24 protein-coding genes and 1 pseudogene are annotated in these 23,496 nt (G+C 62.8%); 19 read left to right on the top strand and 6 right to left on the bottom strand.

Annotated elements, in window-relative coordinates; translation table 11 throughout:
• Positions 1-59 precede the first annotated feature (59 nt).
• From mpaM to ACH488_RS08245, 4 genes are read left to right on the top strand one after another with little or no spacing between them, the layout of a single operon-like run.
• Entirely contained in the window at positions 60-878 is an 819-nt protein-coding gene (gene mpaM / locus ACH488_RS08260; RefSeq protein WP_397323447.1) for a daptide-type RiPP biosynthesis methyltransferase, read from the top strand.
• Positions 875-2,092, top strand: a complete 1,218-nt coding sequence (locus ACH488_RS08255; protein WP_397323446.1) for a YcaO-like family protein — start codon at positions 875-877, stop codon at positions 2,090-2,092. Before mpaM ends, ACH488_RS08255 begins: the two co-directional genes overlap by 4 nt.
• Entirely contained in the window at positions 2,089-3,726 is a 1,638-nt protein-coding gene (gene mpaP / locus ACH488_RS08250) for a daptide biosynthesis intramembrane metalloprotease (RefSeq protein ID WP_397323445.1), read from the top strand. The genes ACH488_RS08255 and mpaP overlap by 4 nt, the downstream gene beginning before the upstream one ends.
• A 48-nt stretch (positions 3,727-3,774) precedes the next feature.
• Positions 3,775-3,966 (top strand): hypothetical protein, encoded by a 192-nt coding sequence (locus tag ACH488_RS08245; protein ID WP_397323444.1) that lies wholly within the window; start codon positions 3,775-3,777, stop codon positions 3,964-3,966.
• A 22-nt stretch (positions 3,967-3,988) separates the two neighbouring features.
• On the opposite strand, the gene ggt is transcribed toward ACH488_RS08245, so the two are convergent.
• Positions 3,989-5,845 carry a gamma-glutamyltransferase gene (gene ggt, locus ACH488_RS08240; RefSeq protein ID WP_397323442.1) on the bottom strand — a complete coding sequence of 619 codons (1,857 nt, stop codon included), beginning with the start codon at positions 5,843-5,845 and terminating at the stop codon, positions 3,989-3,991.
• Positions 5,846-5,976: 131 nt separating this feature from the next.
• On the bottom strand, positions 5,977-6,870 hold the full coding sequence (locus ACH488_RS08235; protein WP_397323441.1) for a patatin-like phospholipase family protein: 894 nt from the start codon (positions 6,868-6,870) through the stop codon (positions 5,977-5,979).
• Positions 6,871-7,123: 253 nt separating this feature from the next.
• On the opposite strand from ACH488_RS08235, the pseudogene ACH488_RS08230 reads away from it, so the two are divergent.
• Positions 7,124-7,273: pseudogene (locus ACH488_RS08230) on the top strand (helix-turn-helix domain-containing protein); the annotation flags it as partial.
• A gap of 285 nt (positions 7,274-7,558) precedes the next feature.
• On the opposite strand, the gene ACH488_RS08225 reads toward ACH488_RS08230, so the two are convergent.
• The gene (locus ACH488_RS08225) at positions 7,559-7,819 is read right to left on the bottom strand and encodes a hypothetical protein (protein WP_397323610.1); all 261 of its coding nucleotides are present in this window, start codon (positions 7,817-7,819) and stop codon (positions 7,559-7,561) included.
• Between ACH488_RS08225 and ACH488_RS08220 the strand changes: the two genes are divergently transcribed.
• Positions 7,818-8,618, top strand: coding sequence for a hypothetical protein (locus tag ACH488_RS08220; RefSeq protein ID WP_397323440.1), 801 nt, complete (start codon positions 7,818-7,820; stop codon positions 8,616-8,618). The two genes, ACH488_RS08225 and ACH488_RS08220, sit on opposite strands and share 2 nt — an antisense overlap.
• Before the next feature lie 15 nt (positions 8,619-8,633).
• Here the strand turns inward: ACH488_RS08220 and ACH488_RS08215 are convergent, their stop codons facing one another.
• Entirely contained in the window at positions 8,634-9,722 is a 1,089-nt protein-coding gene (locus ACH488_RS08215) for a type I restriction endonuclease (protein WP_397323439.1), read from the bottom strand.
• A 149-nt stretch (positions 9,723-9,871) separates the two neighbouring features.
• Here ACH488_RS08215 and ACH488_RS08210 point away from each other — a divergent pair, with 149 nt between their 5' ends.
• From ACH488_RS08210 to ACH488_RS08200, 3 genes are all read left to right on the top strand, one after another.
• The gene (locus ACH488_RS08210) at positions 9,872-10,264 is read left to right on the top strand and encodes a DUF6153 family protein (protein ID WP_397323438.1); all 393 of its coding nucleotides are present in this window, start codon (positions 9,872-9,874) and stop codon (positions 10,262-10,264) included.
• Between the two features lie 182 nt (positions 10,265-10,446).
• Positions 10,447-11,049 carry a DUF305 domain-containing protein gene (locus ACH488_RS08205; protein WP_397323436.1) on the top strand — a complete coding sequence of 201 codons (603 nt, stop codon included), beginning with the start codon at positions 10,447-10,449 and terminating at the stop codon, positions 11,047-11,049.
• Positions 11,050-11,225: 176 nt separating this feature from the next.
• Positions 11,226-11,906, top strand: coding sequence for a hypothetical protein (locus ACH488_RS08200; protein WP_397323435.1), 681 nt, complete (start codon positions 11,226-11,228; stop codon positions 11,904-11,906).
• Here ACH488_RS08200 and ACH488_RS08195 read toward each other — a convergent pair.
• Entirely contained in the window at positions 11,789-12,385 is a 597-nt protein-coding gene (locus ACH488_RS08195) for a thymidylate kinase (protein WP_397323433.1), read from the bottom strand. The genes ACH488_RS08200 and ACH488_RS08195 overlap by 118 nt on opposite strands.
• 846 nt (positions 12,386-13,231) lie before the next feature.
• Here ACH488_RS08195 and ACH488_RS08190 point away from each other — a divergent pair.
• The 8 genes from ACH488_RS08190 (at position 13,232) to ACH488_RS08155 (ending at position 18,553) form a co-directional block, all read left to right on the top strand.
• Entirely contained in the window at positions 13,232-13,435 is a 204-nt protein-coding gene (locus ACH488_RS08190; protein WP_397323432.1) for a hypothetical protein, read from the top strand.
• 23 nt (positions 13,436-13,458) lie between these two features.
• Positions 13,459-13,917 (top strand): hypothetical protein, encoded by a 459-nt coding sequence (locus ACH488_RS08185; protein ID WP_397323431.1) that lies wholly within the window; start codon positions 13,459-13,461, stop codon positions 13,915-13,917.
• A complete protein-coding gene (locus tag ACH488_RS08180) occupies positions 13,914-15,143 on the top strand; it encodes an Nramp family divalent metal transporter (protein ID WP_397323430.1) in 1,230 nt (409 codons plus the stop codon). Before ACH488_RS08185 ends, ACH488_RS08180 begins: the two co-directional genes overlap by 4 nt.
• A complete protein-coding gene (locus ACH488_RS08175; protein ID WP_397323429.1) occupies positions 15,143-15,565 on the top strand; it encodes a hypothetical protein in 423 nt (140 codons plus the stop codon). The genes ACH488_RS08180 and ACH488_RS08175 overlap by 1 nt, the downstream gene beginning before the upstream one ends.
• Entirely contained in the window at positions 15,552-15,887 is a 336-nt protein-coding gene (locus tag ACH488_RS08170) for a PRC-barrel domain-containing protein (RefSeq protein WP_397323428.1), read from the top strand. Before ACH488_RS08175 ends, ACH488_RS08170 begins: the two co-directional genes overlap by 14 nt.
• Before the next feature lie 125 nt (positions 15,888-16,012).
• Positions 16,013-16,381 carry a hypothetical protein gene (locus tag ACH488_RS08165; protein WP_397323426.1) on the top strand — a complete coding sequence of 123 codons (369 nt, stop codon included), beginning with the start codon at positions 16,013-16,015 and terminating at the stop codon, positions 16,379-16,381.
• A 66-nt stretch (positions 16,382-16,447) separates the two neighbouring features.
• Positions 16,448-16,933: an SRPBCC family protein gene (locus ACH488_RS08160; protein ID WP_397323424.1), complete on the top strand. Its 486-nt coding sequence runs from the start codon at positions 16,448-16,450 to the stop codon at positions 16,931-16,933.
• Positions 16,934-17,023: 90 nt separating this feature from the next.
• Positions 17,024-18,553: a CHAD domain-containing protein gene (locus ACH488_RS08155; protein WP_397323423.1), complete on the top strand. Its 1,530-nt coding sequence runs from the start codon at positions 17,024-17,026 to the stop codon at positions 18,551-18,553.
• 51 nt (positions 18,554-18,604) lie between these two features.
• On the opposite strand, the gene ACH488_RS08150 is transcribed toward ACH488_RS08155, so the two are convergent.
• On the bottom strand, positions 18,605-19,441 hold the full coding sequence (locus tag ACH488_RS08150) for an alpha/beta fold hydrolase (protein ID WP_397323421.1): 837 nt from the start codon (positions 19,439-19,441) through the stop codon (positions 18,605-18,607).
• Positions 19,442-19,584: 143 nt separating this feature from the next.
• Here ACH488_RS08150 and ACH488_RS08145 point away from each other — a divergent pair, with 143 nt between their 5' ends.
• Both ACH488_RS08145 and ACH488_RS08140 read left to right on the top strand, forming a co-directional pair.
• Entirely contained in the window at positions 19,585-21,321 is a 1,737-nt protein-coding gene (locus tag ACH488_RS08145; RefSeq protein ID WP_397323419.1) for an ABC transporter ATP-binding protein, read from the top strand.
• Positions 21,318-23,276 carry an ABC transporter ATP-binding protein gene (locus ACH488_RS08140; RefSeq protein ID WP_397323417.1) on the top strand — a complete coding sequence of 653 codons (1,959 nt, stop codon included), beginning with the start codon at positions 21,318-21,320 and terminating at the stop codon, positions 23,274-23,276. Before ACH488_RS08145 ends, ACH488_RS08140 begins: the two co-directional genes overlap by 4 nt.
• Positions 23,277-23,496 lie beyond the last annotated feature (220 nt).

Below are 23,496 nucleotides of genomic sequence, written 5' to 3'. Positions count from 1 at the left end.
TTCCTTCCTCAACTGCCCGCGTGTGCTCCTCCCGAAGCAATACCCAAGGACACATGCCGATGAACCCAGCACCTGACCAGACTGCCGATGCCATCCTGCGCGTCCTCGGACACCTGGATCCGCCTGAAGACCTCTACAGCGTTTCGGGGTCCCGCCTCTATGACCAGATCACCGCCAAAGACCTCACCGAACTACCCGAAATCCAGGCAGCAGCCCGCAAGACGACGGGTCCCATCCTGGAACTGGCGGCCGGGTCCGGACGGATAACGCGTGCGCTGCTGGCGCTGGGGCGTCCCGTAACCGCCGTCGATTCTTCCGTGGAAATGCTGGAGCTGCTCGCCGCGAAGGTTGGTACGGCTCCGTTCAACCCGAGGGGCGCGGACGTGGAACTCCTGCAAGCGGACATGTCCCGAGTTGAGCTCGACGGCGGTTTCGGTTGCGTCGTTCTCGGCGCCAGTTCCGTGACGCTCCTGAACCGTGACGATCGCCGCCGGCTCTTCCGCCGGGTCCGGGAGGCCTTGGCCCCGGACGGACGGTTCCTGCTCACCGTCCTGAACGCTGACAGCCACCAAGGCGGAACAACGTACGACGGCGGCACCACAGTTTCGGCGTTGGGGGAAGACTCCTTCCTCATCACGGCGGAAAGCCGGGATCCCGTCAACGGTGCGCGGCACGTGACCATGATCCACGTCAGTTTCAACGAGGGCGGGACGTACCACTCGTCGGCGTATGCCAGCGAGATTGCGTTCGTCAGCAATGACCTCATCCAAGAGGAACTCACCGGAGAGGGACTGACCATCCTGGAACGCCGGCCCGTCCGGATTGCCACTCCGAGTCCTGGCTTGAATGACATCGAACTATGGGTGTGTGGGAAATGAGTATCGCAACGGAACTGACCCTCGATCCTGTCCTGACCCTGGATCCCACCTACGGCTTAGTCTCCGAGGCCACCGTCTACCCGCCGAACGAGTCCGGGCTCTGGCGGACCGTCGCACTACTCGCCAATGGTGGGTCGGCCACGTCAGGGTTCGCCTCCGCCGTCGGCGCTTTTGACGTGCGGCGACGCGGATCGTTGATCCGGGGCGCCGGCGAAGCCGTGGAACGGTTCGCACTGGCACCGGTTCTGGCGGACGCCGACCACCTGATGGCGAGTCCGGGTGCGGAGCCAATCGACTTTGTCACCACCGGCCTCGGTAGGGCCTCCGCGCTGGCCTGCGATTTCCCTTGGTATCGGGCCACCGAGTTGCTGACCGGGGCGGAGTCGCAGGTGCCTGCACCCGTGGTGGACTACAGGCCAGGCTGCCCCTCCCCATCCAAGTGGGCACGCTATTTCGACCCCTCCCCGAACGGTGCGGCCTCGGGACCGTCGGAAGCCTTCGCACAGGCCTCGGCCCTCGTGGAGGTGCTGGAACGCGACGCCTTCCTGTCCGCATGGCGCTCGCAGGCACCCCTGCACAAGGTGGACCTCGCGGAATTGCCCCAATCAGCCCGTGATCGGAGCCTGGCTGTCCTTCTTGAAGCGGCCAAAACTGCAGGCGTCCACCTCACTCTGGCCTTCGTGGGCAACGACAGCCCGGTCCACACGGCGGTTTGCGTCATTATCGGCGCCACGTCGTCGGCGTCGTTCGGTGCCGTGGGCCTGAAGGCGTCCGCCGATCCACTGTCCGCCATGCTCGGTGCGCTGCAGGAAGGGCTGCAGATCCGCGAGCTGTTCCTGTCCCGGAAGCCATCGCCCTTTGGTGCGGGGGATTCGGTGACCGACGACTCTTCCCGTGCCGACTTCTGGAGCACTCCCCAAGCCGTATCCACCCTGCAGGCATGGCTCCAGTCCTTCCCCACGGAACCGGTCCCAGCCGTGAAACCTGTACCGGGTGTCGATGTCCTGGTGAGGCATCTGGCCAGTAGAGGTATCGACTCGCACTGGGTAGACCTCACCCACAGGCTTCCTACGCCAATCGCGGAACTCGGCTGGGTCACCGGAAAAGTCGTCTGCCCGGGTGCCGTGCAATTGACCATGGACGAGACCAAGAACCTGTCCCTGTTCGGCCCCGTTTCCGAGCGACTGACACTGACCCCGCATCCGCTGATATGAGCCCGGCCAAGAAACTATCCACCGATCCGCCAGTCTGGCCCGTACAGCTGGCGCCGGCGGCATCGATCGACCCTCCAGTGCAGGATGATGCTCCATGGATCGTTGCGCTGAACGGCGTACCCAGAGCCAGGGTCTCGGGTGATGTGGCCGCAGTCCTGCGAACTGTGGACGGTGTGAAAGGACCCGAACATGTAGCGGAACAACTGGGTGAGCCATGGACGGCCCGGGATGTCACTGGCGTGGTGGAGCAACTGGCGGGCACGCGGATTTTCGACGGCGGCACTCACCGCGCGAAGGTCCGCTGGGTCCAGTTCCGGGCTCCTCTAACGGTCCAGTTCACGCTATTTAACCCAACCGTGTTCCTGTACTCACTTCGTCCCGTGGTAGCGGCCTTGGTCCGACGTGAAGTGCTGGTCCTGGCCGCGTTGCTGGTGCTCGGCGGGATGGTTGGCCTGAGCACTGCGGGGCATGAAATCCTGCGGGTCCTGTCGACGCCACTTCCCCTGGAGGCCTACCTGGGGGTGGCCGCAGCGATGTTCGCCTCAACGCTGCTGCACGAACTGGGCCACGGTCTGGCCCTGGCCTATTTTGGCGGTCAGCCGAGGCGCATCGGCATCATGTTGTTTTATCTCTCGCCCGCGTTCTTCTGTGACGTGACCGATGGTTGGCGCCTTCCTTCGCGTAAGCAAAGGGTGCTCGTGGCGCTGGCTGGTCCAATGGTCCACCTCGGGCTGGGCAGTGCTGCCCTCTCGTTGCAGGGATTCATGACCGCGTCCACTGCCAAGGACGGTGTCCTTCTCTATGGGGTGCTCTGTTACTGCGTGGCTGTGCTGAACCTGTTCCCCTTCATCAAGCTGGACGGCTACGTGGCACTGATGTCCGCCCTGGATGTTCCTTATCTCCGGCGGAAGTCGATGGACGCGATGGGGGACCTGGTCAGGGTCCACGTGTTCGGGGCACGGCACTCCCTGCCCAAGCGGGGTCTGCTTCCGTGGTTTGGCCTGGCGAGTTTCGTGGCCGGCCTGGCATTCATGGCCATCGGTTTCCAGCGACTGGTTCCGGTGTTCCTGCAGTTCGGCTTCGCTGGACATCTGGTGGTGGCGGCAGTTCTGCTCTTGCTCCTGGCCTTGGTATCCGCGAGCATCGTGCGCTTCTTCCTTGCGGCAGCACGCAACGGGAGTCCACTCTGGCGGCGGGTACTCGTGGGTGCAGCAGGAATGGGGGTGCTTGCCGTGATTCTGGCCGCGGTCCCGGTGACGTCCAGCCAGGTTGCGGGCTACACCCTGGTGAACGGGCGCCTGAACATCGTCATCCCTGTCGGTTCAACGCTTGCCAAGCTCGCGGAGGGCGACCGTGTCTCCCTGCAGTCGCAGGGCTTGGTGATCCACCGGGAACTGGGCATGGCCACCATCGGTTCGCTGCCGCCGTCGTTATCCAAAGCGCCGCTTGAGGCCCTGGTGCCCGTGACCTTTGGTGGCCTGGCCGTCCCCGCCCTTTCCTACGACGCTGATGTCCGGGCGTCCGGATACCTGCCGTCGTCCGGACGTGCGGAGATCACCAGCCACGTTCAGCTCAGCTTGGGGGCGTGGTTGTGGAAGGCGATTTCCACATCACCACTCTGGCCGGGGGACTAGGTGGTCCCGGCACATGACCAGAAACGGATCAACGCAAAGGAATTCATCGTGAACCAAAAATCGCTCGTGTGGCTGTTGCTGGCCCTGATCCTGGCCTTCTACTCGCTTTACGTCTTTCTCTCGAACGGAAGCGAAACCGCATGGCCGATCGTCACCGGCACCATCTGCGCAGTTGGCGCGGGAGTGTCGTTCTGGCGCTCCATGGTGGAGGTCAGGGCGGACCGCGAAGAAGAAGACTGATCGCGGTCCGCACCTGCGTCACCTACTTGGGTTTGGGTCCCTTGCCGTGGTCGCGTTGGTCCGTGGACACCACCATGGCCGAGCCGCCACCGCGTCGAACCGGTTCGGCGGCCGCCGTCAGTTTGCCGTCCTCGCCGAACTCGATCGCGGTAGCTGCACCTATCTCGGCAGCCGAGGTGAACGCATCGCCGGCCGGAACGAGCTTGTGTCCCAGCGCCGTGAGTTGTGGGCCGTAAGCGGTGATGAAGTCCGGCTCCGCGGTGACATTCGCCGTGTTCCGCTGGGCCGCGCGCGGTGCCGCAAGCGCCTCCGAGATGTTCATGCCCAAGTCCACGCGGTTCAGGATGGTCTGCAGAACCGTGGTGATGATGGTGGAACCACCGGGTGAGCCGAGCGCAAGGAAGGGCTTGCCGTCGTCGAGGATGATGGTGGGGGACATCGACGAGCGCGGACGCTTGCCTGGTTCAATCCTGTTCGGATCCGTGTCGCTGTACACCGTGGTGAAGTCGGTGAGCTCGTTGTTCAGCAGGAATCCGCGGCCGGGAACAACAATTCCCGAGCCACCGGTCTGCTCAATCGTCAACGTGTACTCAACAACGTTGCCCCACTTGTCCGCGACCGTCATGTTGGTGGTGGAGATGTTTTCTGTGTCTGTCTCGTCGGCGAGGGGTGCCGCAGAAGTCGGGCACACGCCGTCGTACGTTGTGACGTCGCCGGGGGCGACAGGCTTGGTGGCGGCCGCCGTCGGATTGATGTTGCACGCACGTTCCTTGCCGAACACGGGATCGAGGAGCGCCTTGGTGGGGACCTTGACGAAGGCAGGGTCGCCGACATACGCGCCGCGGTCAGCGAAAGCCAGCGCGCTCGCCTCGAAGTAGTGATGCAGCGCGTCCGTTGTTCCCATGCCCGCGAGGTCGGACGGCTCCAGGATGTTGAGCGCCTCGCCCACCGTGGTTCCGCCGCTGCTGGAAGGAGCCATGCCGTAGACGTCATAGCCGCGGTAATTCATGCGGGTGGGTTCCTGGTCGAGTGCCTCGTAGTTCGCCAGGTCCTGGGTGGTCATGGAACCCACGGGGACTGGCAGGTCGGTGGCACCGGATTTCGGCGGCGCCTGCACCGTGGCTGCGATCTCCTTCGCCAGTTGGCCGCCATAGAACGCGGAGGTACCTTCCTTGGCGAGCAGCCTGTAAGTGGCCGCGAGTTCGGGGTTCTTGAAGACACTTCCGACGGCGGGAGCGTCGCCATTAGGCAGGAAAAGCTTCTGGGTAGAGGTGAACGTGTTGAAGCGGAGCTGGTTGTCCAGCGTTTGCTGGCGGAACGTCTTGTCCACTACGAAGCCACGGTTGGCCACCTTGATGGCAGGTTTCAGGGCCTCGCCCAGATCCATGGTTCCCCACCGTTGCAACGCCCGTTCCCACGTGGCGGGCGTACCTGGGACACCCACGGAGACGCCGCTGGTCACGAGTTCCGGAGTGAAGTTGTACGGCTCCTTCGTCGCAGGGTCAATGAAGGCATCCTTGGTAATGCCTGCCGGAGCGGTCTCGCGACCGTCGATGGTCCCCACCTTGCCCGTCTTGGCGTCGTAGTAGACGAAGTACCCGCCACCACCGATACCGGCACTGTAGGGCTCGGTGACACCGAGGGTGGCGGCAGCCGCGACCGCTGCATCGGCCGCGTTGCCGCCCTTCCTCAGTACTTCGATAGCCGCCGCAGAAGCCTCCGGGTCAACCGTGGAAACAGCGCCTCCGTAGCCTGTTGCTGTGGCATTCTTCTCCGTTTGGCGCGGATCAGCGAACGCCGGACTGGCAACGGCTCCGATCGTGACGCTCAGGGCGAAGGCTGCTGTGACCGCAGCAATTCGACGTCTCACCTGTGTCATGGTGTCTCCCAGATCTTTCCCAGACGGTGTTGAGGGTTGGCGGTCCGGCCACCCTACTCCGGGGTCAGGAGGGGAACAACGGTTGAGTTTTGCCGTGCTTCGGCGTATTTAGGCTGCTTCCCGGATCAGTCCTAGAAGTCCCCGAGCAGTGGTGCGAGCTGCCGCCCTTGCTCGTAACCTGCCCGCGCCGCGGCCGGGCGAAGGGACAGATCCATGGCGTTGGCACCGAACATGTGCTCAGCGTCAGGTGCCGGGAAGACCGTCTCCACCTTGCTGCCAGCTGCCCGCAAGACGTCCACCTGCGTGGCGAGATCCATTCCCCATTCGGCCGGTGTCCGCGTCCTCCCGCCAAACGGTGACAGCACCAGGACCGCGCCGTACCCGGACGCGAGGTCCGCGTTCTCGGCGTTGGCGCGGTAGCCGCCGTCGATATAGTCGCCCGAGCCGATGCTGTACGCGAAGCCGCTGGCACAACTCGCGGCCACGGCGTCCACCAACTCCACCCCGCTGTCCCGATGGAACGCCACCGGTTCGCCGGTCCGGGCGTCGACGGCGGTGATGAGGATCGGCGTATCCGGCCACTCGGGGCTGGGCAGCCGGCTGGCTACGGTAGAGCGCCACCTGTCCTGCGTGGAAGCGTCCAGTGCCGCCTGCAGTTCAAGGGCCGAAGCACCCAGCCGACGGCGCATGTCCGCCATGTCTTCGGATTCGGCCATGATGCGGGCCGTGCGTTCCATGTGGTTGGACGCGCTGCGGACGCGCCCCTTGTTGGGGTCGGTGTGGTTGGTGTGGGGACGGTAGTCGGCATTGACGACGGCGGCGAAGAGTTCGGCGGGATTCCCGCCGGTGATCTGGGCTGCTGCCGTGGAACCCGCCGAGGTGCCGATGACCAGATCGGCCTTGGTGACGTCCAGTCCAGCTTCGGCCAGTCCTGCAACGACGCCGATCAGCCATGCGTTGCCTGTTGAGCCGCCGCCACCGAGGACCAGGGCGCGGGTGTTTCCTTGAGGATGTGTTGTGTTCATTGGAGTCGCCTTTCGCGATGTGCGTGTTTGGCGCTCCGATGGCGGCTACTTCAGCCGCGAAACCGTGGACTCCTGGGGAGCGCCCATTGCGGATACTGCGTACATGGGTCTCACCTCCTGGGGATTTGTCACGATCTCCGGGAATGCTAGCACGGTTCGCCATCGCAGCCCCGGCTTTTGGCGGAGCGAATGAAACTATGCCGGTCGGGGAAGTATTCTGTATATACAAAACACTTCCCTTAGGGGTAGTTTTATGTCTATGACTCTCACGCATCTCACGACTGCAGAGGTCGCAGGACGCCTCGGAGTGAGCCAGCGTCAGGTCCGGAATATGGTCCACCACGGACAGCTCGATAGCTACAAAGCGGGCCCGCTGCTACTCATCACCAGCGACTCCCTGAACAGGGCTCTTCACAGGCCACGAAGGACGGGCCGGGCTTGGAGCACCCGGGTGGTCTGGGCCGCGTTGTCCTTGCTCAGCGGTGGCGACGCTCCCTGGCTGGAGTCGTCGGAGCGATATCGCTTGAAAGTCTCTCTGAAAGACCGCTCTGTGGACGACATCATGTCTGCCGCTCGGAGGCGGGCATCCGTCAGGATCTTCCGCGCCACGGGGGAGGTCGTGGAGCAAATTCGCGTGCACGTGGCGCCAACTGGCGGAAGTGCCTTGCGGGATGACGGAATGTCGGAACTATTCGGCCTCGCCCCGGGTGCCGGCTTCGTTGATGGGTACGTTCCTTTGGGCGTGGCGGACGAAATGGCGAACGCATTTCACCTGGAAGAGTCGGCCGGAGGGAATGTCACTCTGAGGGAGGTCGAATTCGAAGGCGCTTTCCGCCACGGTGTTCCTCAGGCGACAATCGCCCTTGATCTTGCGGAAGCCGTATCGGCGCGGGAACAAGCCGCTGGACGTGCTGTGTTGCAACGACTCGTCGACGAGCTGGCTGCTCATGGTTGAGCGGCAGCATGAGGACGGCCGCGAGATTCGAGAAGTAGGCACGCCTCTCGGCGGGTGGGGACGCCCATGGCCGCAGTGCCTCGAACTCGCTCGGAATATTGGAGCCAGCCATTGGACTCTGGTCGGTGGCCTGATGGTGCAGCTTCACTCGGTCCTAGACGGCTTGGTCACTGCACGGCCCACGGTGGACGTAGACATCGTTTTGCATCTGGAGATTCCGGCTACGACGGTGTCGTTCGTGGCCGGAAGACTCGGAACCTTGGGTTACATGCTTCAGCCATCGATTGACTCTTCTGCACCAGCGCACCGCTTCATCCGTGGATCTGAACAGATCGATGTCATGGTCGCCGACCGCCTGGCTCCCAGCGTTCCACAGCGACTCGGTGGTAATGACATGTTCGCCCTTCCGGCAGGCACTCAGGCGCTGCAGCGAACCTTCTACTGCAGGCTTCACGATGATGAAGGCGAGACTCTGATCAGTGTTCCAAATGTTCTGGGCGCACTGGTACTCAAGGGCGCTGCCTTTCGCCAGGACAGCCGTGACACCCGCCGTCACCTCGACGACGCTGTGATTCTGGCCGCCTGTATCAGGGAGCCAGTGGCCTTGTGCAATCTCATGAAAGGCAGCGACCGTTCCCGGATTATCGGACTCTACGAACGCTTGAAGGACCGCACTCATCCTTCCTGGATGCTTTTGGAAGACGATGACAGGGATCGCGCGGGCATGAACCTCAGGATTCTGGCAGAGAACCCACAGGGCGTGCCGGGCTTCCGAAGGATCGGCCGTTCCTAACCATGCAGGATGGCTTCAGAGATAACTCTTGACGCTGGCCCGCAGTGCATCTGTATGTTCGTAGATTTCCTCCAGGGAAGTGATAGGAACCCGGGTCTCATCTTTGTTTACATCGAATATCCCGATGTATTTTTGAGTTCGGTTGAAGTGCAGGCGCGCAATCGGTTTGCGATTGTTGTCGTCCAGGAGAATTGCAAAATAGGACTTGGCGTCCCGTTGAACAACGCGTGACGGTTTTACGTCACTGCAGACGATGGCACGAACGATCTGGTACCCCTCAATTTCCTCGAGAGTGGTCTCGATGCCGTCTGCTTCAACCAAGTCCGCCTCGGAAACCGGCTGGCTGGACACAGCGGCAGCAGCGACTTCCTCGCTGGGGGTGAATGCTTGAGCTCCGAGGGCCTTCTTTAGCCTCTCGTTGACTTGATCATTCAGATACTGTTTCGATGCTTTGGCGACCAAGGCTGTGAACTGTTCGCGAACTCGCTGGGTGTATGGACCCGAGTAAACCCTCGCAGTAAGGAATTTGACCCACTCGTCTTCCGGTTCCCGGAACTGGGCTGCGAGTGTCCTTTTCAGTTCGCCGATATACTTCAGCTCGCTGGCTGCGCCGATGATCGAATCCAGATCGAAGACGTCTTTGGACAGCTTCTGAAGTTCAGGAATCAGGGTTTCGTCGATGTCGTTGAGGTTGAGGACCAGAAACGGTTTGGCATCCATCCGGTTGGGCGCATCCAGATCTGTGAAGAACTGGTACTCCTCGCCATTGGTGAGGATCGCAATCCTCGCGTTTGTGACCGCAAAGTACCTGAAGAGTTGAGAGGCATGCTCGATCCTTAGAAGCTCGATCGACTTCTTGCATTCGATGAGAATCTGGACTTCGCCATCCTTAACGATGGCGTAGTCGATCTTCTCCCCCTTCTTGATGCCGACATCTGCTGTGAACTCCGGTACGACTTCAAGTGGATTGAAAACGTCGTATCCCAAGATGGATGAGATAAACGGCATGACGAACGCGTTCTTCGTTGCTTCTTCCGTTTCGATCACTCCGCGCTGTTGCCGCACTTTTGCTGCCAATGCCGCAAGCCGTTCCGCAAATTCCAAGGTGCCCCCAATATTCTCAGTATCGACGATTGAGCCCACACTAGCTGAAGCAAATGGCAATAGCCGTGAAGCTGTGAAACGCGCGTCTCCACGGTCCTCGCGGCCGCACACTGCCCGGTAGGCTGGAGCCACGGGGAAGGAGGACAGCCGTGGAAACACTTGGTGCCAACACTCGCTCCTTCCTGCGGACAGCGGGCCTATTCGCGGCAGTGTTTGCGTTGATTGCCGGGATCCTTGGCATGCACGTGATGACGGGAACGCACTCATTGCACGCCACGGCGGCTGCCACCCACACCGCGCAGGCCGCGGCGGAAGTCTCGTCCTCCGGCCACTGTTCCTGCGCCACAGACTGTACGGATCAGCACGTCAATAACGTCTCCTGTACTCCGACGGTGGCTAGCGGTGCCCTCGCAGCTCCGGCGCCGGACAACCGCACAGTCCTTCCGGCTACGCTCCAGCCCTTGGCCTTCACCACGGGCGCAGTGTGGCAGTACCGCCCCGACGGACCTTCACCCGGGGACCTGTCCATCAGCAGAACGTAGGCCATCCATGGCGCCGGTCCCGAGCGGACCGCCCGGATCCCAAGCGGTCCATACCCGGACCACATGAGGACCGTATCTTCACAGCGCCATTCGGCCGCGGAAGCCCGCCGAAGAGCGCATCGCTGATGTTGACCACCCCTGCAGGAACTGTCCCTGCACCCACCACGAAGGACCCTATTGTCATGCACACCAAGAAGCTCTTGCCCGTAGCAGCCACCGTCATCGCAGCCGCCATTGCCCTGGCCGGCTGTTCGGGAACCCCTGGCTCTACGGCATCGTCAATGCCCGGCATGGACCACGGAAACATGGGCAGCAGCCAATCTGCGGCATCGGACCATAACACCGCAGACGTGATGTTCGCCCAGATGATGATCCCGCACCACACCCAGGCGATCGAGATGAGCGACGTGATCCTCAAGAAGCAGGACATCCCCACGAGCGTCACCGGCCTGGCCACCAGGATCAAGGCCGCCCAAGCTCCTGAGATCGACACAATGAACGGCTGGCTCAAGGACTGGAACCAGTCAATGCAGATGCCGTCCGGCCACAGCATGGACGGCATGATGAGTGCCGATGACATGACCAAGCTCGAGGCAGCCCAAGGAACGGAAGCGGCGAAGCTGTTCCTGACCCAGATGATCACCCACCACGAGGGCGCCATCACCATGGCCAAGACTGAACTGACCAACGGCAAGAACGCCGCCGCCGTCCAACTCAGCAAGGACATCATCAGCGCCCAAGAATCCGAGATCAAGGAGATGCAGCAACTGTTAAGCACTCTCTAGCCGACGGGTTGGGCCCGCGACTTCGCCGCAAAGCTGCGGGATCGCTGGAGGTAACCAGCGATCCCGCAGGTTTCCGGCTACCACGCCGCCGTCGAAAATTCGCTCTGGACAGCCGGCGGCTTCGGCTGCAATCTGGTGTATGGGCTTCAGCAGTGGGGCCTTCCCAGGAGGCCGCCATGGGTAGGTTCGGAGACTTCTTCGACGCCAGGATTCACAGAAACCCGTTGCCTTCCAGTGCGCCGCCGCCCAGGCCCGCCGCCGATTCGATCGTGGTACCCAAGCTCGCCGAAGTAGTGGGTGGAGTGGTGGCGATGCTGCGTGAGTCCGGCCGTACGCCGGTTCCCGTGGTGGATACCGGGCAGTCGGCGGGTTGGCCGCGCGTCTTTGTTCTGGGGCAGCTCAGTCCCAAAGAGCACGACGCCGGAACCGCCTTTGCGGAGGTGGCCCTGGATGGTTCGGGTCGGCTTGCGTTGTTCCACGAAGTACAGGTGGCCGCCCACGGATCGTGGGTGGTTCCCATTGGGTCGTCGGCCTTGGAGCACCGCTACCGGCGGCAAGTGGGCGCAATTGGGACGTCACGTGAGGCGCAGACGTTCCCCATCATCCTTGACCGCGGCGGGGAGCTGATGATCCTGCCAGTGTGGCGTCCGGAATACACGGATGAGGTGCTGCTGAGCCGCTACCTGTACGCGTTGGCTGAGGAAAGCGGCGGACTGCCGGCCCCCTCTCATGCAACAGCTTATGCACCAGCCGATCCGGCCGGGGCGATCACCCGTTCGAGTTCCGCCAAGACTTCCGCTGGGGTGCCATTGGCGTCCACCACCACGAATTCCGCAAAACCCGGGATCGAGCTGTAGGCAGTCCGAAGGGCCGTTAAATGGTCCAGGGTTTCCTGGTCGGTGCCACGGATGGTCACCCGGTGGTGGGCCAGCTCGGGAGCGGCATCGATGAACACCACGGCATCCGGTGCCGGAAGCCGGGCCAGCAGCCAGGGAACCACTCGGCCCTCCCGCAGGCCGTGTACTCGGCGCAGGGCGAGTTGGCAGTGGAGATGCCTGTCCATCACCACCAGCCCGCGGGGGTGGCGGCAGGCGAATAACCAGGCCCGCGCATGCGAGACAAGAACGTTGGACACCCGGATGGAAGTCTCCACGGCGTCTGTTAGGCGCGGCGGAAGGCGCCAGCCGATGCCTCGGCTGATGTTGGAGAGGCGGCGTCGCGCAGCGTGGTTGCTGAGCAGCAGTGCCGCGCGACCTGTATGCCGGGTTGCGGCCATGAGGGCGCGTGCCGCCGTCGTTTTCCCTGAACCGTCTATTCCTGTGAGAACGATGAGCATGGGGCTTCCCTTCGTCTCTTGTCCAACGGCGAAGAGGCCAGACCCGTGCCGGATTGAGGGCCAGATCACCATGGCGCCACGGCGTGAAGTGATGCTTAAATATCCCCGCGAGCCTCTTCGCCAATACACAAAGCATGCTTATCATGTTGCTGTGCACGTGCTTCCCATAAAGGGTGCTTTGTTTGAACCGCAGCCGATATGGGTAAGTACGTAATAAGGAGAGGACATTCTCCGTACGGTGCCCGTTGCCATGGGGTGGAGCTTCGAAAGGAGTTCCAGCGGACGCCTTCCTCACTGGACATATTTGTTTGAAGGGATGCGTAGCTTTATGAACACACTATTGGTTATTGCAGGCGTGATTGCGATCGTCCTGCTGCTGGTTGGTGGATTCAACCAAGCCCTTAGTTTCTTGCTGTGGGTAGGAATTATCCTGCTTGTCCTGGCTTTGCTGGGATGGGTTCTCGGACGGGGGCGGTCGCGCGTATGACTTCGGATCCCGTGGAATCTGGGGGCTTTAGTCAGGTCCACGACGGCGTCACGACGCCCGGCCAGCCGATCCCCAGGGATCTTGGCTCACCTGAATCAACAGCTCAGGTGCCGGTGCCGGTGGGCGTCCCATCCGGCGGAGAGCCGGATGACGCCGCCGATGTTGGAGAGAACAAGTCGGCGGACCCGCCCGGGCCGGCTGAAGAAAAAGATGACCAAGCTGCGGATGACCGCGGTTTGACGACTGAAACCAATCCGACGGACTGATCGGGACTGGCGGCCGCGGGCAAAGGACATATTGCCCGCGGCCGTTCCCGATTCCGCCCTGTGCGGAAAGTCCCTGAATCGATTGAGGACAAAATGCGCATCGGTTCATTCATCGGGCTGATCGTTGTTGTGTGGCTCGTTATTGGCGCGGTGGCCGCGGGGCAGCGTGGCTACTACAGTGCACCTCCGGCCCAGTGCTCACAATTTGCCACCATCGCCCTGAATATTGTTGCCGGGCCCCTGAATTACACCGGGCTGAATCCGCAGGGTGGATGCGAGGTTCCGCAACCATCGTGAGCCGGTTTCGGTGGCATTTCGCCATGATTCTCCTTGCCCTGGCAACGTTGGCCGGAGCGCTCTCGTCCTGCGCGCAGTCTCCCAGCAGCCAGGCACTGGAAGGTCCCCTGAAAGACGCGGTGTCCGCCGTGCGGACCACCGCCTTGGCCGTGGACTTGCGGATCAAGGAACATACGACGGCGGCAGCCGGCTCCACCGCTGCTGACGACATGGTGAAGCAGCTCGAGTCTGCCACCGATGAGGTAGAGGCCCTGTCAGGCTCAACATCCGAAGAGCAGAAGCTGCGTGAGGATGTCCTGGCCACATTCTCCTCGGCTTCCCGGGCCATGCTCCACGCCCGCGACGCGTTGACCGCGCCGCAGGGCGGGCCTGAAGGCGGCCAGTCCGGCTCGGGAGAGTCCAAGCTGGTTCCCGTCCTGGACGAACTGCACAGCGCCTCCGAACAACTCGACGAACTCATGACCAAGGCCGGCATCCAGTGAAACGGCTCCTCGGTGTAGCGCTCGGCATCCTGACGGCAATCGGGGGCTTCGTTGACATCGGGGATCTGGTGACCAACGCGGTGGTGGGTTCCCGCTTCGGTATGTCCCTGGCCTGGGTAGTCCTGGTGGGTGTGGTGGGCATCTGCCTTTTCGCGAACATGTCCGGCAGGGTGGCTGCAGTCTCGGGCCGGGCAACATTCGAGGTGATCCGTGAGCGCATGGGCGCCCGCGCCGGGCTGGCCAACCTGGGCGCATCCTTCCTGATCAACCTGATGACGGTGACTGCCGAAATCGGCGGCGTTGCCCTTGCCCTCCAGCTGGCCAGCGGGGTGGCCTACCTGCTGTGGGTTCCCGTTGCCCTTCTTGCCGTGTGGTTGGTGATCTGGCGGGTGAAGTTCAAAATCATGGAAAACGTCACCGGGCTCATGGGCCTCACGCTGGTGGTATTCGCCGTGGCGTTGTTCCTCCTGAAACCGGACTGGGGCCAATTGGCCACCCAGGCATTCGCTCCGTCGATCTCCCATGAGGAGAGCGGCGGGACGTATTGGTATTACGCAATCGCACTCTTCGGCGCTGCGATGACGCCCTACGAGGTGTTCTTCTTCTCCTCGGGCGCAGTGGAGGAACGCTGGAAGGTGAAGGACCTCGCACAGGCCCGGCTCAACGTCCTTCTTGGCTTCCCGCTCGGCGGGTTCCTTTCGCTCGCCATTGCCGCGTGCGCCGCCGTCGTTCTTTTGCCTGCCAGCATCAGCGTCACCACCCTGTCCCAGGTGGTGCTGCCCGTGGCGCAGGCCGGCGGCCAGTTGGCCCTTGCTGTGCTGATCCTTGGCGTGGTTGCTGCGACGTTCGGGGCGGCCCTGGAGACCACGTTGTCCAGTGGCTATACGCTGGCACAGTATTTCGGATGGTCCTGGGGGAAGTTCCGCAGGCCGGCGCAGGCAGCCCGCTTCCACCTGTCCATGATCGTGGTGCTGCTGGTGGGTGTGGCGGTGCTGGCCACGGGCGTGGATCCGATCCTGGTGACCGAGTATTCCGTGGTCTTTTCCGCGATCGCTTTGCCCTTGACCTACCTGCCCATCCTCATTGTGGCCAACGATCCGCAATACATGGGCAAGTACGTCAACAAACGCGCGGTCAATGTGGCAGGGATGATTTACCTGGTCATCATCCTTGCCGCCTCGATCGCGGCCATCCCCTTGATGATCGTTACGGGAGCGGGTGCCTGATGGCCAAGCGCAGGGGGATAGACGCAAGCGAACTCAGGCCGGCGCCGCGGACTGCCGGGTTGGTGCTCGATGCGCAGCTGCATCTGCTGGACCGGCAGGTTTTGGACGTCGACGGCGTCCCGGTCACCACGGTTGACGACATCGAACTCAGTGGTCCGGTTCCGGATGAGCCTGTTCCGGAGGGCTCCGATCCTCCGCACATCACCGCGTTGTTGACCGGACCCGTCCTGGGGACGCGCATCTTTGGCGGCAGGCCGCCGTCGAGCAGGTTGATCAGGATCCCTTGGGAGGTTGTCTCCGCCGTGGACACTGTGCTGACCGTCGGCGTGCGGTCTGACTCCCTGGATGCCTCGTGGGTGGAACGATGGCTGCGGAACCATGTGATCGGGCGGATTCCGGGAGGTCGCCATGATCCTGACTGACGTGCTTGGCACGGATGTTGTGGACAGCACCGGGACGAGGCTGGGTGAGGTCTCGGACCTGCGGTTCGCCTTGGATTCCGCCCCCTCGAAGCTCTTGAGCAAGGCGCGGTTGGTGGGGATCATCGTCAGTCCCAGGACGGCGTCGTCATTCCTGGGGTTTGAACGGCAGAACCTGTCCCAACCGTGGCCCCTGGCACAGTTGCTGCGGTGGCGCCACGGGGGCTCGTTCCTGGTGCTTTGGGAGGACATCGCCCAGATGGGAACGGACGCGATCACGTTGAGGCCGGACTTCACGCCCTACGAATCCGGGCTCACACGATAGTGCCTCAAAGCCCAAAATCATAAGTTTGCTGAGTATTTTCTGTAAACGGTGGACATGACGCTAAGTACCCTTATAAATTCGAAGTGTTCCATCAAGTGTTCAACCACATGGAAAGGACAGGTCTCATGGACACGCAGAATCCGACACCCGATGAGGAAGTTGGAGGCTACGGCACGCCGACAGCAGAGCAGGAAGCCGGAGGCAGCCAGGCGCAGCCCCGCGTGGAAGAAGACCTCAGCGAGGCTGGCCTGAGCCAGGACAGCCCCGACGGCGAAACGTATGCCACGGGAGCACCCAACCTAAGCCACCTGGATCCGGAAGACTCGGACAGTTCGGGGGAACCGGGGGCAGGCCGTTTCGGAGGAACAGACGAGCAGGCCCGTGAAGAGCAGAACCTGGAGCCGGACGGCGACCTGCCCGATGGCAGCGGGAACAACCTTCCGCAGGACCAATCCCCGAACGATGACGATGAAGAGGACTTCAACGCAGGCTAGCCGTCCGGACGAAGGCAACAAGCGTGCCCGCGGACATGCACCACAGCACCGAAGGAGGAACAATTCATGGCTACCGTAAACAAATCAGTAGAAGTAGACGTCCCCGTTTCTGTTGCTTACAACCAGTGGACCCAGTTTGAGAGCTTTCCGGAGTTCATGAACGGGGTGGAGGCCGTCCAGCAGATCGATGAGACGGCGCTCCATTTCTCCACCAACATTGGCGGCGTCAAGCGTGACTACAACGCGCAGATCATTGAGCAGGTCCCGGATTCCTTGGTGAGCTGGGCCAGCGTCGATGGCCCCCGCAACGCCGGATCCGTGACATTCGAGCCACTGGACGCCGCCAGGACCCGCGTGAATGTGGAGATCGAGTGGGAACCGGACGGCCTGGCCGAGAAGGCCGGCTCTGCCGTGGGAGCGGACAGCCTTCGGGTTGGTGCGGACCTGGACAAGTTCAAGAAATTCATTGAAGCCCAAGGACACGAAACCGGCGCATGGCGGGGCACCGTCAGCGGTGGCGATGTGGACGAAGGCGGAGGAGCATTGGTATAACGCAAGTCCTCGTGAAGGCCGGCCAAGCGAACGGGCCGGCCTTCACGGGCGCCTTCCACCGCCTATTCCAAACGAGGAGGATCCGCACTTATGGCCAAGTCCACCAGTGTGGAAGCAGAGCAAAAGTTCGACGCCGACGCTTCCACGCCGCTCCCGGAACTCCACAAAATCGACGGCGTCAGCAAGGTAGGTGAACCCGCAACCCATCAGCTGGAAGCCGTTTACTTCGATACGCAGGACTTGGCCTTGGCTGCTCGCAGGATCACCCTGCGGCGGCGAACCGGCGGACCCGACGCCGGCTGGCACCTCAAGCTCCCGCACAGCCCCGGCAAACAAACCGAAATCCATGCTCCGCTGGGCCAGCCCGAAACGGTTCCACCGGAGCTTCTGTCCCGTATCCTTGCCTACACCCGGGGCAATGCCGTGACCGCAGTGGCAACGCTCACCACTGAACGCACCAGCTACCAGCTATACCAGTCCGACGGCGGACGCCTCGCCGAGTTCGTGGATGACCACGTGCACGCGCTGGTCTCCCTCGGCGACGGACACGCCCACAGCTGGCGGGAATGGGAAGTGGAGCTGGCCTCCGGCGATGACGATGCTGCGGGGGAGGAATTCCTCGATGCCGCTGCAACCCTCTTGGCCAAAACCGGGGCGAACCCCAGCGGGCGCACGTCCAAGCTGGCCACGGTCTTCGGCGACTTGTGGCCAAACGAGAAGGGGACCGGCCGCGAAATTCCCCAGCGCAAAGGGCCTGCGGTGGTTCCCGTGCTGAACTACCTTGATCAACAGGTGGCCATGTTGCTGCTGCAGGACGCACACGTTCGCCTGGAGCGCGAGGACGCCGTCCACCAGATGCGCTCTGCGACCCGGCGGATCCGCTCCGTGCTGCACAGCTACCGCAAGCTGTTCAAGTCCTATCCGGTAACGGAGCTCGAATTGGGACTGCAATCGCTGGCCAAGACCTTGGGCCGTTACAGGGATGCGGAGGTACTGCATGAGCGTTTCCGGAGGTCCCTCGACGAGTTGCCCGGAAAACTGGTGCTCGGTCCGCTAAAGAACCAGTTGGACGAGCGTATGAAGGTCCGGAAGGACACCTCCCTCTCCGCCATCCATGCCCGGCTCAACAGCCCGCGTTACTTCAGGCTGCTCGATGAGCTCGAAGCTTTTCTCGATACGCCGCCTGTTGCCCCGTCGGTAACCCCCGGGGCGAGGAAGGCAACCCGGAAATTCGTCAACAAGGCGGCCAAGCGCCTGGCCAAGCGTCACGACGCGGCCGTGGGTACCGCCGTCGGGCCCGCACGTGACAAAGCGTTCCACGACGTCCGGAAGGCGGCCAAGAAGTTGCGGTTTGCGGCGGCCGCCGTCGAGAGCATCCATGGCAAGCGTGCCGCAAAGCTTTCCGATGCCGCGCATGAAGTCCAGCGGATCCTCGGCGAGCACCAGGACAGTGCCGTTGCCCGTGCTGAACTTCTGAAACTAGGCTCCGCTGAGCAAGCGGGCAACGCAGCCTTCACGTACGGGCTGCTCCACGAAGCCGAACGGGCAGTGGCCGAGGCTTCCGAAAAGGAGTATCTGCGCAGCGGAAAGAAGGCGCGCAAACTCCGCCTCAAGAAGTAGGCAAGATGCCCCCGAAGCAGCAGCTTCGGGGGCATCTTCCGGGCGGAGGGGCTACTTCTTCAGGAAGCCCAGCAAGGCCTGGTTGATCTCGGCTCCGTGCGTCCAGAGGAGGCCGTGCGGCGCGCCCTCGATCTCGAGGTACTCGGCGCTGGGCAGGGCATCCTTGAACCGGCGGCCCGTGGCGTCGATGGGCAGGATGTTGTCCGCTGTGCCGTGGACGATCAGCGCGGGAACATCGATCTTGGGGATGTCCGCCCGGAAGTCCGTCACCCAGGTGGGCTGGGCGGCGACCGAAGCAAAGGCGCCGGACTGGGAGGCCAGGTTCCAGCTTGCGTCAACGGATTCCTGGCTCAGGCGCTCGGTGCCCAGGAAGGTATCGCTGTTGTAGAAGTTCTTGAAGAACTCGGTGAAGAACGCGTAGCGGTCGGCCTTGACGGCTTGGGCCAGTCCGTCGAAGACGTCCTGCGGAACTCCGTCCGGGTTGTCGTCCGTCTTCAAAAGGAAGGGTTCCAGCGAGCCGAGGAACACGGCCTTGGCAACGCGGGCGGAACCGTACGTGGCGATGTACCGGGCAACCTCGCCGGTGCCCATGGAGAAGCCCACCAGCACGGCGTCGTTCAGGTCCAGGGTTTCCAGGACGGTCTTGAGGTCCGCGGCGAACGTGTCGTAGTCGTAGCCAACGGTGGGCTTGCTGGACTTGCCGAAACCGCGGCGGTCGTAGGTGATGACCCGGTAGCCGGCGTCCAGAAGTGCCGCGGTTTGCTTCTCCCAGGACGAACCATCCAGCGGGTAGCCGTGGATCAGAACCACTGCCTGTCCCGACCCATGATCCTCGTAATAGAGCTCAATCTCAGTGCTGTTTTCGTTTCCGACGGTGATGTAAGCCAAGACTTCGGTCCCTTCGTAGCGGTTCTGGGGTGGAACGTTTCCAGCCTACTGAATTCCCCCTAGTTGCCCACAGCAACCAGACGTAAACTGGCCTTCGGTCCACCACGTTCTGGCGGACCCTTGCCACGGGCTTGGGAGACCGCATGCTTTGGAAAGTCCTTGTTCGTTTCCTGCGGCCGCATCAGCGGCTGCTGATCGCCGTCGTCGTATTCCAACTCGCGCAGTCAATAGCGTCGCTGTACCTGCCGACGCTCAACGCCGACATCATCGACAACGGCGTGGCCGTGGGGGACACCGGCTACATCCTGCGCATGGGCGGACTCATGCTCCTGATCACCCTGCTGCAGATCGCCTGTGCCGTCATCGCCGTCTACTTCGGAGCCAAGGCGGCCATGAGCATGGGCCGCGATGTCCGGGATGCGATCTTCAGCCGCGTGGGCGAATTCTCCGAGCAGGAGGTCACCCGCTTCGGCGCGGCCTCGCTGATCACCCGCTCCACCAACGACGTCCAACAGGTCCAGCAACTGGTGTTGATGTCCTGCACGCTCATGGTCGCGGCCCCGATGCTGAGCATTGGTGGCGTGATCATGGCCGTTCGGCAGGACGCGCAGTTGTCCTGGCTGATCGCCGTATGCGTGCCGGTGCTGCTGGTTTGTGTTGGCTTGATCGTGACGCGCATGGTGCCGTTATTCCGCAAGATGCAGATTCGGATCGACGCCGTGAACCGCGTCCTCCGCGAACAGCTTACCGGTATCCGCGTGGTGCGGGCGTTCGTGCGGGAAGACATGGAATCGGCGCGCTTCGGCAAAGCGAACGACGACGTCACGGACGTTGCGCTACGGGCCGGCCGTTTGATGAGCCTCATGTTCCCCGTGGTCATGTTGGTGATGAACGTTTCCAGCGTGGCCGTGATCTGGTTCGGGTCCTTCAGGATCGAGGACGGCTCCATGCAGGTGGGCACGTTGATCGCGTTCCTGAGCTACCTCATGCAGATCCTCATGTCCGTCATGATGGCGACGTTCATGGCAGTCATGATCCCGCGCGCTTCCGTCTCCGCCGACCGCATCGGCGAGGTGCTGGACACCGACTCAAGTGTCCTGCCGCCGTCGAACCCTGTTTCCCTCACCGGCCGCCGCAGCGGCCAGCTGGAAATGCACGACGTCGGATTCGCCTACCCGGGTGCCGAGCAGCCGGTCCTGAGCGGGGTGTCCTTCACCGCGTTGGCTGGCCGGACCACCGCGATCATCGGCAGCACCGGAGCCGGCAAGACCACCCTGGTGAACCTGATGCCGCGGCTGTTCGACGTGACCTCCGGTTCGGTGAGCATGGACGGCGTGGACATCCGCGAACTGCACCCGGACCTGTTGTGGGGCCACATCGGCCTGGTGCCGCAGAAGCCCTACCTCTTCTCCGGCACGGTCCGCAGCAACCTCCTTTATGGCAAGCCGGACGCCACGGACGATGAACTCTGGCAGGCTCTCTCAGTAGCCCAAGCCCGCGATTTCGTGGAGCAGATGGAGGGCGGGCTGGACGCTCCCATCTCGCAAGGCGGAACCAACGTCTCCGGTGGGCAGCGCCAACGCCTGGCCATCGCACGGGCACTGGTGAAACGCCCTGAGCTGTACATCTTCGACGACTCGTTCTCGTCCCTGGACACCGCCACGGATGCGCGGCTCCGCCAGGCCCTCAAGCAGCACACCAGCGGCGCCACGCTGGTGATTATCGCCCAGCGCGTCTCCAGCATCGCGGACGCGGACCAGATCCTGGTACTCGACGACGGCAGGATCGTTGGGCAGGGAACGCACCATGAGTTGTTGGAGACTTCCGAAACCTACCGGGAGATCGTGTCCTCCCAGCTCGCAGCGGAGGAGGCAGCATGAGCACCGTCACCCGCGGGCCGCAGCGTCCAGCCATGGGTCCGGGCAGGGGCGGCCCCTTCGCTGGAATGAACATCCCGGCGGAGAAAGCCTCCAACTTCGGGGGATCCACCCGCCGTCTGCTGGGCACCTTGCAGCCGGAGCGGTTCTGGCTTGGACTGGTGGTGGTCTTTGCCGTGGCCAGTGTGGCCTTGAACGTCATAGGCCCACGCCTCCTTGGCGAAGGCACCAACCTGATCTTTGCCGGCGTCGTCTCCAAACAGCTTCCGGCGGGGGTTACCAAGGATCAGGTCATTGCGGGGTTGCGTGCCTCCGGTGACAACGCCAAAGCCGACATGCTCAGTGCCATGACCCTGACACCCGGGGTCGGGATCGACTTTGCGGCCCTGTCCTCCGTGCTTTTGTGGGCGCTGGCGCTGTACGTCCTTGCCGCAGGGTTCGGGTGGATGCAGGCGTACGTACTCAACGGCGTGGTCCAACGGACCGTCTACCGGCTGCGCGAGCGGATCGAAGCCAAGATCCACCGGCTACCCCTGCGCTACTTCGACTCCATCCAACGCGGTGAACTCCTGAGCCGGGTCACCAACGACGTCGACAACATCTCCCAAAGCCTCCAACAATCCATCAGTCAGGTGGTCTCCTCCCTCCTGACAGTGCTGGGCGTACTGGTGATGATGTTCATCCTCTCGCCGCTGCTGGCACTGATTGCCCTGGTCACTATTCCGCTGACCCTGGGGACCACCGTGCTGATCGCCAAGCGCTCCCAGAAACTCTTCGTCGCCCAGTGGAAGAACACCGGCGAACTCAACGGACAGATCGAAGAAACCTACACCGGGCATGCACTGGTGAAGGTGTTCGGGCGGCAGAACGAGGTGCAGGAACGCTTCCGTTCGAAGAATTCCGAGCTGTACCAGGCGAGCTTCGGGGCCCAGTTTGTCAGTGGCCTCATCATGCCGGCCATGACGTTCATCGGGAACCTCGTCTACGTGGGCATCGCCGTGGTGGGCGGCCTCCAGGTTGCCTCCGGTGCCATGCAACTCGGTGACGTCCAGGCTTTCATCCAGTATTCCCGGCAGTTCACCATGCCGCTGGCACAGCTTGGGTCCATGGCCAACATGCTGCAATCCGGCGTTGCCTCCGCCGAGCGGGTGTTCGACTTGCTGGATGAAGAAGAAGAGTCTCCGGAGCCCGTCGGTTCTGATGCTGTGGGTGGCCGGGGCCGGCTCGTGTTCGAGAACGTTTCCTTCAGCTACTCGCCGGACAAGCCGCTCATCAAGAACCTGGACCTGGTGGCCGAACCTGGCCAGAGCATCGCCATTGTTGGGCCCACCGGCGCGGGCAAGACCACGCTGGTGAACCTCATGATGCGCTTCTACGAGCTCGACGGCGGTCGGATCACCTTGGACGGTGTGGACATCTCCACCATGTCCCGGCAGGAACTGCGCTCGCGGATGGGCATGGTCCTCCAGGACACCTGGCTCTTCGGCGGGACCATCCGGGACAACATAGCTTACGGACGCCCGGATGCTTCGGAGTCCTCGATTGTGGAAGCTGCACAGGCCACCTATGTTGACCGTTTCGTGCGCTCACTGCCAGAGGGGTACGACACCGTCCTGGACGACGAGGGCAGCAACGTTTCAGCGGGGGAGAAGCAATTGCTCACCATCGCCCGGGCTTTCCTGTCCCGTCCCTCGGTGCTGATCCTGGACGAGGCCACCAGCTCCGTGGATACCCGAACCGAGGTGTTGGTCCAGAAAGCCATGAACGCCCTGCGCTCGGACCGCACCAGCTTTGTCATCGCCCACCGGCTCTCCACCATCCGCGACGCCGACCTCATCCTGGTGATGGAGGCGGGGCAGATCGTGGAGCAGGGGACCCACACCGAGTTGCTTTCAACGGGTGGCGCGTATTCCAGGCTGTACGAAGCCCAGTTCGCGGCCCCGGCTGCGGAAGTCTGAGGGCTCCCGTTTGCTGCCGATCGCCTGCGTTGCCGGACTGTCTTTCCCCGACCTTCTCCGCGTGCCGCCACGACTCATTTGCAGCCGGACGCAGCGTCTGGCAACCGACTTCCGCCGCGGCCGGCGTGCCGCCACGACCTACTTTGCAGCCGGACGCCGCGTCGGCCAACCGTCTTCCGCCGCGGCCAGCGTGCCTTCACTACCCACTTTGAAGCCCAAG

Source organism: Paenarthrobacter sp. NPDC018779 (genome assembly GCF_044391085.1).
GTDB lineage: Bacteria > Actinomycetota > Actinomycetes > Actinomycetales > Micrococcaceae > Arthrobacter.
This window is presented reverse-complemented; position numbering and strand designations above follow the sequence as displayed.

What these genes read in the sequence shown, in the direction of transcription:
- ACH488_RS08255 (WP_397323446.1), top strand. Translation starts at nt 875, where the DNA reads ATGAGTATCGCAACGGAACTGACCCTCGATCCTGTCCTGACCCTGGAT.
- ACH488_RS08200 (WP_397323435.1), top strand. Translation starts at nt 11,226, where the DNA reads ATGGGTAGGTTCGGAGACTTCTTCGACGCCAGGATTCACAGAAACCCG.
- ACH488_RS08235 (WP_397323441.1), bottom strand. Translation starts at nt 6,870, where the DNA reads ATGAACACAACACATCCTCAAGGAAACACCCGCGCCCTGGTCCTCGGT.
- ACH488_RS08225 (WP_397323610.1), bottom strand. Translation starts at nt 7,819, where the DNA reads ATGAGCAGCCAGCTCGTCGACGAGTCGTTGCAACACAGCACGTCCAGC.
- mpaM (WP_397323447.1), top strand. Translation starts at nt 60, where the DNA reads ATGAACCCAGCACCTGACCAGACTGCCGATGCCATCCTGCGCGTCCTC.
- ACH488_RS08205 (WP_397323436.1), top strand. Translation starts at nt 10,447, where the DNA reads ATGCACACCAAGAAGCTCTTGCCCGTAGCAGCCACCGTCATCGCAGCC.
- ACH488_RS08140 (WP_397323417.1), top strand. Translation starts at nt 21,318, where the DNA reads ATGAGCACCGTCACCCGCGGGCCGCAGCGTCCAGCCATGGGTCCGGGC.
- ACH488_RS08165 (WP_397323426.1), top strand. Translation starts at nt 16,013, where the DNA reads ATGGACACGCAGAATCCGACACCCGATGAGGAAGTTGGAGGCTACGGC.
- ACH488_RS08220 (WP_397323440.1), top strand. Translation starts at nt 7,818, where the DNA reads ATGGTTGAGCGGCAGCATGAGGACGGCCGCGAGATTCGAGAAGTAGGC.
- ACH488_RS08175 (WP_397323429.1), top strand. Translation starts at nt 15,143, where the DNA reads ATGGCCAAGCGCAGGGGGATAGACGCAAGCGAACTCAGGCCGGCGCCG.
- ACH488_RS08185 (WP_397323431.1), top strand. Translation starts at nt 13,459, where the DNA reads ATGATTCTCCTTGCCCTGGCAACGTTGGCCGGAGCGCTCTCGTCCTGC.
- ACH488_RS08190 (WP_397323432.1), top strand. Translation starts at nt 13,232, where the DNA reads ATGCGCATCGGTTCATTCATCGGGCTGATCGTTGTTGTGTGGCTCGTT.
- ACH488_RS08145 (WP_397323419.1), top strand. Translation starts at nt 19,585, where the DNA reads ATGCTTTGGAAAGTCCTTGTTCGTTTCCTGCGGCCGCATCAGCGGCTG.
- ggt (WP_397323442.1), bottom strand. Translation starts at nt 5,845, where the DNA reads ATGACACAGGTGAGACGTCGAATTGCTGCGGTCACAGCAGCCTTCGCC.
- mpaP (WP_397323445.1), top strand. Translation starts at nt 2,089, where the DNA reads ATGAGCCCGGCCAAGAAACTATCCACCGATCCGCCAGTCTGGCCCGTA.
- ACH488_RS08160 (WP_397323424.1), top strand. Translation starts at nt 16,448, where the DNA reads ATGGCTACCGTAAACAAATCAGTAGAAGTAGACGTCCCCGTTTCTGTT.
- ACH488_RS08195 (WP_397323433.1), bottom strand. Translation starts at nt 12,385, where the DNA reads ATGCTCATCGTTCTCACAGGAATAGACGGTTCAGGGAAAACGACGGCG.
- ACH488_RS08155 (WP_397323423.1), top strand. Translation starts at nt 17,024, where the DNA reads ATGGCCAAGTCCACCAGTGTGGAAGCAGAGCAAAAGTTCGACGCCGAC.
- ACH488_RS08170 (WP_397323428.1), top strand. Translation starts at nt 15,552, where the DNA reads ATGATCCTGACTGACGTGCTTGGCACGGATGTTGTGGACAGCACCGGG.